Genomic DNA, 12,451 nt, shown 5'->3' on the forward strand with positions numbered 1-12,451 from the left:
AGGTCATCCGGAGCTGCGCGGGCAGCCCGAACTCGGTGAAAGGTGGGGAACTTCGTGCAATGCCGTCTTTGCCACTCCGATCGTCTGCGCAGCATTCTCGATCTAGGCGCCACACCGCCGTGCGAAAAATTCCTCACCGCCGACGAACTGGACCTGTGCGAACCGACATATCCGCTGCACCTGAGGCTCTGTGAAAACTGCCTGCTGCTGCAGATTCCGGCGCTCATCACACCGGAGGAAACGTTCACGGAATATGCATACTTTTCGTCATTTTCGGATAGCTGGGTTCAGCATGCAAACCACTTCGTAGATCAGGCAATCACACAGCTAAATCTGACCTATAATAGTTTCATTATTGAGGTGGCGAGTAACGACGGGTATCTCCTCCAGCACGCCGTCGCCGCCGGCATCCCGTGCCTGGGCATCGAACCGTCGGTGAATGTTGGTGCGGCAGCACGCGACAAGGGCGTACCCACCGAAACCGCCTTCCTCGACGAGGACCTGGCCGCCCGGGTGCGCGCCGAACGCGGACCGGCAAACCTGGTGGTAGCCAACAACGTTTACGCCCACATCCCCGATCTGCTGGGGTTCACCAGATCACTGCGTGCGCTCATGGCCGACGACGGCTGGCTGTCCATCGAGGTGCACCACGCGCTCAACCTGGTAGCGCTGGCCCAGTTCGACACCATCTATCACGAGCACTTCCAGTACTACACGCTGCTGTCGGCCCAGCGGGCCCTGGCCACCGCCGGCCTGGCCGTGGTCGACTGCGAACTGATCGGCACACACGGCGGTTCACTGCGCGTCTGGGCTCGCCCCGAGGGCGTGAGCACCCCCGGCACCCGGGTTGCCGAGGTGTTGCAGTTGGAGGCCGATGCCGGTCTGCACGAGGTCGCCGGTTACCTCGAACTGCGACCCGACACCGAGCAGGTGCGCCAGGATCTACTGCGATTCCTGCTCGACGCCAAGACATCCGGCAAGCGCGTGGTGGGCTACGGCGCCCCCGGCAAGGGGAACACCCTGCTCAACTACTGCGGCATCCGCACCGACCTGCTCGAGTACACCGTCGACCGCAACCCCTACAAACATGGACGGTTCACACCCGGCACCCGCATTCCGATACACGAACCGGAGCGGATCGACGCCGACCGCCCCGACGTGGTGCTGGTGCTGCCCTGGAATCTGGAACGGGAGATCACCGCACAGCTGCGCCACGTCACCGACTGGGGTGGCGAGATCGTCTACCCGCTCCCCCACCTTCATCATGCGACGCTCGACGACGCCGCCGCATCCACTCATGCAGGAAGGCAAGCGAAGTGAAGGTCGTACTGTTCTGCGGCGGCTACGGCATGCGGATGCGCAACGGCACCGAGGACGTGATCCCCAAGCCGATGCAGATGGTGGGCCCGCGCCCGCTGATCTGGCATGTCATGCGCTACTACGCGCATTTCGGGCACAAGGACTTCGTGCTGTGCCTGGGTTACGGCGCCGCGCACATCAAGAACTTCTTCCTCACCTACCAGGAGTCGGTGTCGAACGACTTCGTCATCCGCGGCGGCAAAGTGGAGCTGCTGCAGTCCGACATCAGCGACTGGACCATCACCTTCGTCGACACCGGGGTGGAGTCGCCCATCGGTGAGCGGCTGCGCCGGGTGCGCGATCACCTCGCGGGCGAGCGGTACTTCCTGGCCAACTACGCCGACGTGCTCACCGACGCCCCACTGAACGAGATGATCACCCAGTTCCAGCATTCCGGGGCCGCGGCCGCCATGATGATCGTGCCGCCGCAGTCCTCCTTCCATTGCGTGGACGTGAACTCGGCCGGGGAGGTCAAGAACATCACCCCGGTCTCGCAGCTGCCGATCTGGGAGAACGGCGGCTATTTCGTGCTGACGCAGGAGATCTTCGAGCATCTGCCTGCCGGCGGGGATCTGGTGGAGGACGCCTGCGGCGCGCTGGCCGCGCAGGGCCGGCTGTTCGGCTATCAGCATCACGGGTTCTGGAAGCCCGCCGACACCTTCAAAGAGCGCGCCGAGCTGGATACCGGCTATCTACAGGGCGACCGCCCGTGGATGGTGTGGGAGCAGCGCACCGCATGATCCGACTCGACACCGGTGCGATCACCGAGATCGCGCTGCTGGCCGCCCACTGCGACGATCTCGCCATCGGGCTGGGTGGGACGCTGCTGACACTGGCCGAGGCCGTGCCGGGCCTGCGGGTGCGAGCGGTGGTGCTCGCCGGCGCGGGCACCGAGCGCGCCGACGAGGAGCGGGCCGCGCTCGAATCCTTCTGTCCCGGTGCGGATCTGGAGCTGCGGATCCTGGACGTGCCGGACGGTTACGCGCCCGCGCACTGGGCGCGGGTCAAGGACGCGGTGGGCGCGCTGCGCCGCGACAGCGCGGCCCAGGTGGTGTTCGCGCCGCAGCGCGGGGACGCCCATCAGGACCACCGGCTACTGGCCGAGCTGGCGCCCACCGAGTTCCGCGATCACCTGATCCTCGGCTACGAGATCCTCAAGTGGGAGAACGACACCCCGCAGCCGGCGGTGTTCCATCCGCTGCCCGCGGGCTGCGCGGAGCGCAAAGCCGCGCTATTGGTGAAACACTATCCCTCACAGCGCAATCGGGACTGGTTCGATGAGCAGTCCTTCCTCGCCCTGTCCCGGCTGCGCGGGGTGCAGTGCCGCGCCCAGCACGCCGAGGCGTTTCTGCTCGAGAAGGCCACCATCACTTTCGGAGGTGCATAAATCATGCGCGTGCTCGTCACCGGGCATCAGGGGTATCTGGGTACTGTCATGGTTCCGCTGCTACAGCAGGCCGGTCATGAGGTGACAGGGCTGGACAACGGCCTTTTCGCGGACTGCGTGCTGGGCGAGGCACCGCCCGCGCCGCCCGCCCTCGCGGTGGATCTGCGCGATGTGAGCGCCGATCAGCTCGCCGGTTTCGATGCCGTGGTGCATCTCGCGGCGTTGTCGAACGATCCGCTGGGCGCGCTGGCGCCCCAGATCACCTACGACATCAACCATCACGCGTCGGTCCGGCTGGCGGGGCTGGCCAAGAACGCCGGGGTGCGCCGATTCCTGTACGCGTCCACGTGTTCGGTGTACGGGGCGGCCGGAGACGGCCTGGTGACCGAGGACGCACCGCTGCGTCCACTCACCCCCTACGCCGAGTCGAAGGTCCGGGTCGAGGACGATGTGGCCGCCATCGCCGACTCCGGGTTCTCCCCCGTATTCCTGCGCAATGCCACGGCATTCGGGTTCTCGCCGCGCCTGCGCGCCGATATCGTGCTCAACAATCTGGTCGGGTACGCGGTGCTGACCGGTGAGGTGAAGGTGCTCTCGGACGGCACGCCGTGGCGGCCGCTGGTGCACGCGCAGGACATCGCGCGCGCCTTCGCCGCCTGTCTGGAGGCGCCCGACGAGGCCGTGCACTGCCGCGCCTACAACGTCGGCACCGAGGCCAATAATCTGACGGTCGCGCAGATCGCGCAGGCGGTGGTCGACGTGGTCCCGGAATCCACGCTGGTCATCACCGGCGAGAGTGGCGCGGACCCGCGCTCGTACCGGGTCGACTTCGGTTATGCCCGCAAGGAACTCGGCTTCGACGCGGAGTGGAGCATTCCGGACGGCGCGGCCGAGCTGTATCGGGAGTACCTCGCGCGCGGGCTCACCGCCGGGGCCTTCTTCCAGCGTTTCACCCGCCTGGCGTGGCTGAAGTCGCTCAAGGAGACCGGGGTGCTGAACGACGAGCTGCGCCGGATCAGGACCGGGGTGTGAGGTGAAGGGCGGCGAGCAACGCGCGCCACGAGCCCGCGCCCGCGTCCCGCTCCGACACCACGGTCACCGGCTGCGGCCAGGCGATGGCCAGGTCGGGATCGTCATAGGCGACGCCCAAGTCCTCGGCCGGGTCGTGCGGGCGGTCGATGCGATAGCACACATCGGCCACCTCGGTGAGAGCCTGGAAGCCGTGCAGGAAGCCGGGCGGGACGTAGAGGTGCCGGAAGTCGGTGTCGTCCAGCAGGAATGCCTGCCGGCGGCCGAAAGTGGGCGAATCCGTGCGGATGTCGACGAGCACGTCGTGCACCGCGCCGTGCGCGCAGCGCACCAGTTTGGCCTCGCCGCGCCCGGAGCGGCCGTGCATACCGCGCACGACGCCCCGGTGCGAGCGCGACTGCGAGTCCTGCACGAAAGTCGCCGACACCCCCGGCGTGCCCAGGTGGGCGTCGAACTCCTCGGCGTCGAAGGTTCTGGTGAACAGGCCGCGATCATCGCGGAACGGCTGCGGGATCAGGATCAGGACGTCGGCGAGGTCGGTCGATTCGATACGCACCAGGTCATCGTGCCATGACCGGCGAACCGCGGTACGGGTGTCGCGGCTGCGGGCTGGGACCACTGGTCCGGGTGCTGGATCTCGGGAAAATGCCTGCGGCAGACAACTTTCCGAGTCTCGACTCGGCGGCCGGTACGGCCGAGGCGGCGCATCCGCTGGCCATGGACATGTGCGCCATGTGCGGGCTGGCGCAGCTGGCCGAGGACGACACCGTCACCGCCGAACCGCGTGGTGTGGAGCCGCAGGCGCTGCGGGATCAGGCGGCGGACGCGGTGGCCCGGGTGGCCGCGGCGGGCCTTTTGCCGGGCGGCGGGACGGTGCGAGAGTTCGGCAGCCCGCACGGCGGCAGCTGGCTGCCGCTGCTGACCGAGCTCGGGTACCGGGTCACCGATCGTCCCGCCGATGTGGTGATCGACTGCTTCGGCATCATGCACGAGCCCCATCAGGGGGTCGCCTTCGCGCAGCGCGCGGCGGCCACCGCGCCGGGCGGAGTGCTGCTGCTGCAGTTCCACTCCCTGCACGCCATCGTGCGGCAGGGGCAGTGGAATGCGTTGCGGCACGGGCATTTCGCCTACTACACGATGGCTTCGCTACAGGGCTTGCTGCACCCGGCCGGGCTGGTGGCGGTGACCGCGTGGGAGTTCCCGCTCTATGGCGGCACGGTGCTGGTGGCGGCGGTGCACGCGCCCGCTGCTCCCGACCCCGCCATCGTGCGGATCCGCGCCGCGGAGGCGGCGGTGGCGGACCCGGTGGTGGTGCGCGGGCTCCAGCGGGCCGCCGACCGGCAGGCGCAGGCCCTGCGCGCCTGGATGGAGGCCGAAACCGACTCCGGTAGAACCGTTTACGCGTACGGGGCGGCCTCGCGCGCGGTCGCGCTGCTGCATCTGGCGGGCGCGCATCGCGGCCTGCTGGCCGGGGTGGCGGACGCCTCCCCGGGAAAGCAGGGCCGCCGCATGCCCGGTACCGACATCCCGATCCTGTCTCCGGCGGAACTCGTTGCCGCCCAGCCGGATCGGGTTTTCCTGACTTTGCCCGATCTGTTGCCGGAGGTTTCGTCCCGGTGGCCCGAACTTCAGGGGAAGTGGGTGACCGACGTGACCGAATCGCTATGAAAGTCAGCAAATCTCGCCCGGCACACGCCTGAATCCGCCGGGCACGCACCACGTCGGCCTGTGATACCGATCATGCGATTGCGGCCACACGCAGGGTAATCGAGTGGGATAGTCTCAGCGTGGGGGTCGATCATCGGCCGAGGGGACCGGGGACGTCGTCTCGCGTCCCGTAGCACTGGGGAATCATCAAACACGCGTGGGCAATACGCAGCAATACCTGATGAGGGAATGGGATTCATCATGCGCAACAACATGACTGCGCTCTCTCGCACCGCGACCGTCGCGGTAGCGGGCACCATCGGCCTGGTTCTGAGCGGCGGCGCCTCCACGGCCGCAGTCGACGCCACCAATTCGATCGTCGACCAGCAGGGCCGGACGGTCCAGGCCATCTCCGCAGATACCAAGATCGATTTTGTGCCGCCGCTGGACGGGAATCCGCTCACCCGGGAGTGGTTCCACAGCGGCAAGGCCTGCTTCAAGGTCGGCCTCCCGGCCGGCGACCCGTGGACCGGCCACATCACCCTCGGCTACCAGGTCGGCTATCCGGCCACGCTGTCGGGCAAGCTGGAATTCCAGTACCAGACTCCCGGCCTGGAGCTGGAGATCGGCAATGACCCCAAAGCCGATGTCTTCAACCTGATTCCGACGCTGGGCGTGACCCTCGACGTCGGCTTCGGCCCGGGCATCCAGTCGGTGGACGCCGCTGGCGGCGATGTGTCCGGCACCGAGGGCTGCATCACCATGTCCGGCTTCCACGGCACCGTGTCCGGGGTGCTGGGCACCACCACCATCCGGCCGTTCGTGCGGCTGGTGAGCAGCGGCGGCGACACCGTTGTCGCCTACGGGCCGCTGTCGAGCATCTAGCGGTTGTCAGTGCAGCAGGTCCGGGCGGCGCAGTGCGGTCGCGATCGTCCGGACCCGCACCCGCTCGGCGGCGGCGCGCACCAGCCGCCAGTCGCCGCCGAGGACCGCGCCGCGGCCGACGTACTGCGGGTACTCCGCGCCCAGGCGGTGATGGAAGCGCAGCATCTCGGTCAGCTTGCTGACCGTCGAGGTCTGGCTGCACAGGTTGAAACTCGAATTACGCCAGGCGGCAAGGATGTCCGGCATGCCGTAGAAGTCGCCGAAGGCGCACACGCGGGCGAAGAGGTCCACGTCCATCGGGAAGACCAGATCGCCGCGGAAACCGCCCACCCGATCGAAGTCCTGGCGGCGGAAGATCGCCGCCGCGGTGGGGCCGAAGTCGGCGGGGCCGCGGTGCACGATGGTGCGCATGAGGGCGCGGGCGTTGCGGCGGCCCAGCAGGTTCGGCAGGCCCAGGTCCGTCTCCTCGACCGCGCCGTGTTCGTCGATGACCTGGAATTTGGACGAGCAGATGGCGATGCCGTTGTCGCCCATGATCTCCAGCTGCTTGTCGAGAGAGCCGGGCAGCAGGATGTCGTCGGCGCAGACCACCTTCACGAAGCGGCCCGAGGTCAGCGAGACGGCCTTGTTCCAGTTCTCACCGATGGGCAGGGTGTCCTCGTTGCGGTGGACGTGCACCCGCGGGTCGTCGAAGGATTTCGCGATGGCGCCGGTGTCGTCGGAGCTGGCATTGTCCAGGACGAGCACCTCGATGTCGGTGTCCTGGTCCAGAATCGAGTGCAGCGTCGTCTCCAGGGTGCGGCCGGAATTGTAGGCCGGGACGCACACCGAAAGGTTCTTCATCGTTCCCCCTGAACTGGTTCGGCTGGTTCGCCGGGTGCGCCCTCACCTCCTGCCACGAGCCCGTACACCCGATCCAGACCCGCGCGGCCGGCGTCGATCTGTTCAACTGCCCTCTGCTGCAGCGTATCCCGCAGTTCTGGCGCGGACTCCCACAACTGGCGAATCGCACGTGACAGTTCGGCGTCGAGGTTGTCCACGTCCAGGTGCACGATGCGCAGACCGGCCCCGGCCGCGCCCGCGCCGAACATGTCGGCCAACCCATAGAATTTGTCGTCGTAGTACTCCGACGCCGTTACAGCCACGGCTGGAATGCCCTGGGAGAGTGCGAAAACCGCGAGGTGGTAGGCGCTCGTCACCAGCACCCGGCAGCGCGAGACCTGACGCGCCACGTCCTGCGCGGTGCCCGCACGCCCGATGACGGGCCGGGTGCTCGCCGCGCCCGTGAGCAGCGGCAGCGTGTGCCGGCGGTCCTCGTCATCGTATTCGGAGATGATGAGCGGGGCCAGCGCGGTGTTCAGCTCGGCGGCCTCGCGGCGCACCACCACGCCGAGGGTGTCGCGGGCCGAGTCGCTCACCTTGGAATAGTCCGAAATACGCAGGCACAGGCCGAGATCGGTGCCGATGCCGGGCCGCCGCAGGCGATAGGCGAACTCCACCGCGTCGTCGCCGGTGACCACGATTTTCTCGGCGGCGACGCCGAGTTCGGCCAGCAGCTCGGGGCCGCGCCGACCCTCGCGCAGGGCGATGAGATCGGCGCCCGGCAGCACCTCGGCGGCGCGGCGAAGCAGGTGCGCATCGCGCATGGGGCCCAACCCCTGGCCGATCATGACATTCGGAATGCCATGGCGCTGGGCGGCTTCCAGCAGATTGAGGGTGCGATGAGCCTGGTAGAGGTCGACATCGGTCATGTAGCCGCCGCCCTGGGCGATGACCAGGTCCGCGTCGACGAGGGCGGCGGGCACCGGCGGCAGGTCGGGCATGCCGGCGGGTTCGGGTTCCCGACCGCCCGCGGTGAGGACGCGGACCTCCTTGCGAGCCCAGTTCTTGGCCCCGCGCAGATAGTGCTTGGGCACCTCGGTGGCGGAGCGCCAGCGCATGGCGGCGGGGCCGAGCAGGTGGACTCCGGCCGCCTCCTCCAGCCGACCCGCGAGACCGCTCCTGCCCCAGTGCCCGCCGGCGTGGGCGGGCACGGGTTCCGCCTGCGGCAGGACGCCGCGCAGAACGTGGGGTTCGTCGGTGAGCATGCCGATGCGGGCGTGCGGCCAGCGTTCCCGTAGGCGTTCGACGGTCATCACCATCATGGCGATGTCGCCGCGATTGCGTAACCAGTACTCGCCATTGTCGACGAGCACCTTTATTTTCCCGGCACCATCCCCCGCGCCAGAGTTCCCCACGCTCGATTCCTTCCGACGCCCGCTCCGAGCACGAATCCGCAGCGAATCTATCGCACGTCCAGTGCTTCGCGCTATACACAGCGGGGGTCCCAGAGTGCGAAAACGTTTCAGTTGCAGGATCATCGACGCGGGCGAACCGACCGGTCAGCTGGGGAACAGGGGGCTCACCAGATTGCTGCACAGCCACTTACCGTCCACGTAGTCCATGGACAGGGTGATCTTCTGGTGGTTGGTGGTGTCGGCCTTGCCCTGGGTGGAGTTGATCTGGGTGACGTCGACGGCCAGATCGTAATGAGTGTTGCTGCCCGAGGTCACCGTGCAGGCCGCGTCGGCGGCGCGGGTGTGCTCGGAATCCGACTCCAGCAGCACGCGGATGGTCGGCAGTAGCGTCTCGGCCTCGGATTTCCAGGTGCCGGTCGCGCCCGCGATGACCTTGGACTGCCAGTCGTCGCCGTTGCTGTAGTCGTAGGTGGTCATGAGTTCGGCGTAGTCGCAGGCGGCCTTGGTGGCTGCGGCCTGGGAGGCGTCACCGGCTACCGGCGGCGGGGAGATGGAGCCGCCGCCTCGGTTACCGAAATGGATTGCGCCCGTTCCGAATCCGACGCCCAATCCACCGGCGAGCAGCAGGGCGGCCAGGAAGGCGCCGAGGAGAACCTTGCGGGCGCGGCGGCGCGGCGAGGCGGGCGGAGCAGAGGTGGTGTCGACGGGATGCGGGTCGCTGCCGGCCGGGCCGTGGTACCGCAGCGGCGGCGCGGTGGGCGGGACCTGCTGAGGCGTGATCTGGGTCTGCGGCGCCGCGAACCGTGGACGCTGCGCATTGAGCTCGGTCGGCAGCTCACCGTACGGGACCGGCGCGGGCTGGGTGGGCATGCTTGGTTCGGTGGTCGCGCCGGTGAACTTGCTGGGGTCGAAGCCCATCCGGCACTGCGCCGCAGCGGGATTCGGCGGCAGGCTGCCTTGCTCGGCGGGTCCATCCTGGCGGAACCCCGGCCCCCAGGGGCCCGCGGTGGCCGTGAGTGCCTGCTCGGCGGCCGCGGCCAGTTCCCCGCAGCTGCCGAAGCGCTGGTCCCGGTTCTTGGCCAGCGCCCGATCGATGACGGCGTCGAAGGCGGCGGGAACGCCGGAGTGCACCAGGCTCGGCCGGGGAATCTCGGCGCCGAGGTGGGCCGCCACCAGCTGTGCCGTGCTCTCGCCCGGATACGGCAGCCGACCCGTGAGCATGTGGAACAGCGTGCAGCCCAGGGCGTAGACGTCCGCCCGATGGTCGGTGTCGCTGCGCAGTTCGAACTGTTCGGGTGCGGCGTACTGGAAGCTGGCGTACATTTCGCCGGTCCGGGTCAACCCGCTGGTGTGGTCGACGGCCTTCGCAATGCCGAAGTCCGCCAGGTACACCCGTTGATCCGGGCCCCAGGCCAGTAGGATATTGGCTGGTTTCACATCCCGGTGCAGCACGCCGGCGCGGTGCGCGTGGTCCAGTGCCCGCGCGGTCTCCCCGATGATGCGCACCGCGTGGTCGGGCCGAATCGGGCCCTCCCGCAGGATCGCCGACGCATCGGTGCCCTCGACGTACTGCATGGCCATCCAGAGGCGGTGGTCGTCGTTGCCCCGCGCGTACACCGCGACGATGTTCGGATGCGACAGTCGCGCAGCGGTATCGGCCTCCCGGAGGAAGCGCGCCCGTACCTCGGGATCGTCGGCCTTGCCGGAAGCCAAGAGCTTCAAGGCCACCGAGCGTGGCAGATCCCGGTCCTGCGCGAGATAGACCTCACCCATCCCGCCCACCCCGAGCAGCCGTTCAACGGTGTACCCCGCGAAAACCTGCCCCTGCACGAGTGTCCGCCCCACAGCCTGCCTACCTCCGACCACATCGTGCCCGCCGATCACCGTAACCCAGATCCGGCAGCGCGGCGTCGGCGTTAATCGCCGGGCTCGACCTGGAATCGGAGATCGGTGATCTGGCCGGAGTCATCGCAGCGCAGCTTGCGCAGCCGAACCGGCGCGGTCCCTTCGAACAGACGCACTCCACGACCGAGCAGAACCGGCACGAGGTGCATGACGATCTCGTCCACGAGCCCGGCTTCGAGGCATTGCCGGGCCAGATTCGCGCCGAAGATACCGACGTCGCCCTCCCCCGCGGCGGCCTTCGCCGTGGCGACCGCCTCCGCGACACCGCAGGACAAGAAAGTGACATCGGGATCGTGCGGCGCCTCCCCGGGCCGATGGGTGAGCACGAATATCGGCCCGGACCACATGCCCCCGTACAGTTTCCGATCGCCGGTCCCGGGCCTGTTGCCCAGGTCGTATCCGCGTCGCCCGGACAAGACGGCCCCGGTCCGCCGCATCGCCTCCACCCCGAGCGGGCCCGCGGCCCCGTGCCCGAACATCCACTCGGTGGAGTCGTCCTCCGGTGCGATGAACCCGTCCACTGACATCGTGATGTGCCACAAAACCTGCATCATGGGGGTGGAGACGGGTCGGGAGGCGCAAACTCATCGACGGCGGCGGGGACTATCGGCACGGGAGCATGCGGTCCGCGGGCCGCAGCGCCCAGGACGCGAGGACCAGTACCACGATGGCGGCGGTGACGGTCAGATGCATGCCGGCGGCACCGTAGTCGCGCTCGACCAGGTGCGAGATGAAGGCTCCGGTCATGTTGAAGAACATTCCGGCATAGGCCCATTCCTTCAAGCGCGGGAAGCCGGGAACCAGAATCGCGGCGCTGCCCAGCAGTTTCCACGTTGCGATGAGTGTGAGGAAGTAGATGGGATACCCCAGAATCGTGTGGGTTTCCAGGGTCCCGTACTGCTGGGTGTACTCGCCGTAGGCGCCGCTGACCATCATGAACGCCAGACTCACCGTGCACGCCCAGTAGGCGTACGTGCGAATCCGGCCCCGCGCGGCCGGAGTGGTCCGGTGCGAGATCTGCTGCGTGATGGTGGCCATGGTCTTCTCCTGTCGAGATGCACTCTTCGGTGTCATCTCCTCGACCATCGACACGCGGGAAATGTGACAGCGCCCGGGGCGGGAGTGTTCTTACGCCAGGTCGGAGAAGCGCACGGTGTGAGCGACGGCGGTTACCTGCAGGCCGTTGGCGCTCGGCTGAATGGACGTCAGCTGGGCGCCGAGCGGCAGCCGCTGCAATGGCACGGTGAAGGTGAGATTTCGTTGTAGCAGGGCCAGCGGAATCGTCGGGCCACCGGCTGCGGCCTGGACCGAGACCGGAGTGACCACGATGCCGTCCTCGGTCGGCGCGACAGTGACGACCACCGTCGCGGGCACCGAAAGACCCTCCACCGAAAACGTTCCCGTGACGCGCAGTCCGTCCGGAGCATAGGAGATCGACTCCACCCCCTCCGGGGCAGAAGCCTGCACGGTGTCGTACGGAACCAGAGCTGTCGCAGTCGCCGTCGCAGCAACCAGATTCGAGGTACGGCCGTGCACCACATCACTCAGCGGCGCAGATACATCGGTCAGGCTGACATCGAGATTGTGAACAGAAATCTGCTGTCCACTCCAGTCGCCGACCCTGATATCGATGTCATGAAAACTGCCGTCGAAAGCCTGCGTCAGAAACGGGAAGCCACCGATCTCCACGCGCGGCTGCTGTGGAAGGTTGTACCCGGTGGTAATCCGGCGCCCGATCTCGTTCTGCGCCACCACGACCCCGACCCGGTCGCCCACGACCGCCGCAATCGCGAGCACAACCACCAACATCAACAACGCACGCATACACTCACCCGCTCAGCCATCCCACCATCATGCTGTCGATCGCGACCATCCGCCGCCTCCGACCCGCCACCGGGTCCGGCGTAGGGTCTGTCCAGATAACGGTGTAACTCGGGTTGATTGAGTTATTTCCGTCCGGCGGTGAGTCGGCCTTCGAAGGTGATGTCGAAGGCGTTCAGCG

General features: G+C 67.7%; 13 protein-coding genes. 6 read left to right on the forward strand and 7 right to left on the reverse strand.

What is annotated here, in order from left to right:
* The first annotated feature begins 54 nt into the window (after positions 1-54).
* The 4 genes from ACIRRA_RS22915 to ACIRRA_RS22930 are packed head-to-tail and all read left to right on the forward strand — an operon-like array spanning position 55 to position 3,778.
* Entirely contained in the window at positions 55-1,320 is a 1,266-nt protein-coding gene (locus ACIRRA_RS22915) for a methyltransferase domain-containing protein (protein ID WP_402771452.1), read from the forward strand.
* Positions 1,317-2,099, forward strand: coding sequence for a sugar phosphate nucleotidyltransferase (locus tag ACIRRA_RS22920; RefSeq protein ID WP_402771400.1), 783 nt, complete (start codon positions 1,317-1,319; stop codon positions 2,097-2,099). The genes ACIRRA_RS22915 and ACIRRA_RS22920 overlap by 4 nt, the downstream gene beginning before the upstream one ends.
* Positions 2,096-2,746, forward strand: coding sequence for a PIG-L deacetylase family protein (locus ACIRRA_RS22925; protein ID WP_402771401.1), 651 nt, complete (start codon positions 2,096-2,098; stop codon positions 2,744-2,746). The genes ACIRRA_RS22920 and ACIRRA_RS22925 overlap by 4 nt, the downstream gene beginning before the upstream one ends.
* Before the next feature lie 3 nt (positions 2,747-2,749).
* Positions 2,750-3,778 carry an NAD-dependent epimerase/dehydratase family protein gene (locus ACIRRA_RS22930; protein ID WP_402771404.1) on the forward strand — a complete coding sequence of 343 codons (1,029 nt, stop codon included), beginning with the start codon at positions 2,750-2,752 and terminating at the stop codon, positions 3,776-3,778.
* On the opposite strand, the gene rfbC is transcribed toward ACIRRA_RS22930, so the two are convergent.
* Positions 3,762-4,331, reverse strand: coding sequence for a dTDP-4-dehydrorhamnose 3,5-epimerase (gene rfbC, locus ACIRRA_RS22935; RefSeq protein WP_402771407.1), 570 nt, complete (start codon positions 4,329-4,331; stop codon positions 3,762-3,764). The two genes, ACIRRA_RS22930 and rfbC, sit on opposite strands and share 17 nt — an antisense overlap.
* Before the next feature lie 14 nt (positions 4,332-4,345).
* On the opposite strand from rfbC, the gene ACIRRA_RS22940 reads away from it, so the two are divergent.
* Both ACIRRA_RS22940 and ACIRRA_RS22945 read left to right on the forward strand, forming a co-directional pair.
* Positions 4,346-5,443: a transferase gene (locus tag ACIRRA_RS22940; RefSeq protein ID WP_402771409.1), complete on the forward strand. Its 1,098-nt coding sequence runs from the start codon at positions 4,346-4,348 to the stop codon at positions 5,441-5,443.
* Between the two features lie 240 nt (positions 5,444-5,683).
* Positions 5,684-6,307, forward strand: coding sequence for an MspA family porin (locus ACIRRA_RS22945; protein WP_402771412.1), 624 nt, complete (start codon positions 5,684-5,686; stop codon positions 6,305-6,307).
* Between the two features lie 6 nt (positions 6,308-6,313).
* Here ACIRRA_RS22945 and ACIRRA_RS22950 read toward each other — a convergent pair whose 3' ends face one another.
* The 6 genes from ACIRRA_RS22950 to ACIRRA_RS22975 form a co-directional block, all read right to left on the reverse strand.
* Positions 6,314-7,150 carry a glycosyltransferase family 2 protein gene (locus ACIRRA_RS22950; RefSeq protein ID WP_402771414.1) on the reverse strand — a complete coding sequence of 279 codons (837 nt, stop codon included), beginning with the start codon at positions 7,148-7,150 and terminating at the stop codon, positions 6,314-6,316.
* A complete protein-coding gene (locus ACIRRA_RS22955) occupies positions 7,147-8,544 on the reverse strand; it encodes a polysaccharide pyruvyl transferase family protein (RefSeq protein WP_402771417.1) in 1,398 nt (465 codons plus the stop codon). Before ACIRRA_RS22955 ends, ACIRRA_RS22950 begins: the two co-directional genes overlap by 4 nt.
* 144 nt (positions 8,545-8,688) lie before the next feature.
* A complete protein-coding gene (locus tag ACIRRA_RS22960) occupies positions 8,689-10,389 on the reverse strand; it encodes a protein kinase (protein ID WP_402771420.1) in 1,701 nt (566 codons plus the stop codon).
* A 71-nt stretch (positions 10,390-10,460) separates the two neighbouring features.
* Entirely contained in the window at positions 10,461-11,003 is a 543-nt protein-coding gene (locus tag ACIRRA_RS22965) for a dihydrofolate reductase family protein (RefSeq protein ID WP_402771423.1), read from the reverse strand.
* A gap of 49 nt (positions 11,004-11,052) precedes the next feature.
* Positions 11,053-11,487 carry a DoxX family protein gene (locus ACIRRA_RS22970; protein WP_402771426.1) on the reverse strand — a complete coding sequence of 145 codons (435 nt, stop codon included), beginning with the start codon at positions 11,485-11,487 and terminating at the stop codon, positions 11,053-11,055.
* Positions 11,488-11,577: 90 nt separating this feature from the next.
* Positions 11,578-12,273 (reverse strand): DUF2993 domain-containing protein, encoded by a 696-nt coding sequence (locus ACIRRA_RS22975; RefSeq protein WP_402771429.1) that lies wholly within the window; start codon positions 12,271-12,273, stop codon positions 11,578-11,580.
* Positions 12,274-12,451: the final 178 nt, after the last annotated feature.

The sequence above is a fragment of the Nocardia sp. NPDC101769 genome (assembly GCF_044766925.1).
Lineage (GTDB): Bacteria > Actinomycetota > Actinomycetes > Mycobacteriales > Mycobacteriaceae > Nocardia.

Bases quoted from the DNA above. Each gene is read 5' to 3' on its own strand.
- ACIRRA_RS22930 (WP_402771404.1), top strand. From the start codon at position 2,750: ATGCGCGTGCTCGTCACCGGGCATCAGGGGTATCTGGGTACTGTCATG.
- ACIRRA_RS22945 (WP_402771412.1), top strand. From the start codon at position 5,684: ATGCGCAACAACATGACTGCGCTCTCTCGCACCGCGACCGTCGCGGTA.
- ACIRRA_RS22950 (WP_402771414.1), bottom strand. From the start codon at position 7,150: ATGAAGAACCTTTCGGTGTGCGTCCCGGCCTACAATTCCGGCCGCACC.
- ACIRRA_RS22940 (WP_402771409.1), top strand. From the start codon at position 4,346: ATGACCGGCGAACCGCGGTACGGGTGTCGCGGCTGCGGGCTGGGACCA.
- ACIRRA_RS22925 (WP_402771401.1), top strand. From the start codon at position 2,096: ATGATCCGACTCGACACCGGTGCGATCACCGAGATCGCGCTGCTGGCC.
- ACIRRA_RS22965 (WP_402771423.1), bottom strand. From the start codon at position 11,003: ATGATGCAGGTTTTGTGGCACATCACGATGTCAGTGGACGGGTTCATC.
- ACIRRA_RS22975 (WP_402771429.1), bottom strand. From the start codon at position 12,273: ATGCGTGCGTTGTTGATGTTGGTGGTTGTGCTCGCGATTGCGGCGGTC.
- ACIRRA_RS22970 (WP_402771426.1), bottom strand. From the start codon at position 11,487: ATGGCCACCATCACGCAGCAGATCTCGCACCGGACCACTCCGGCCGCG.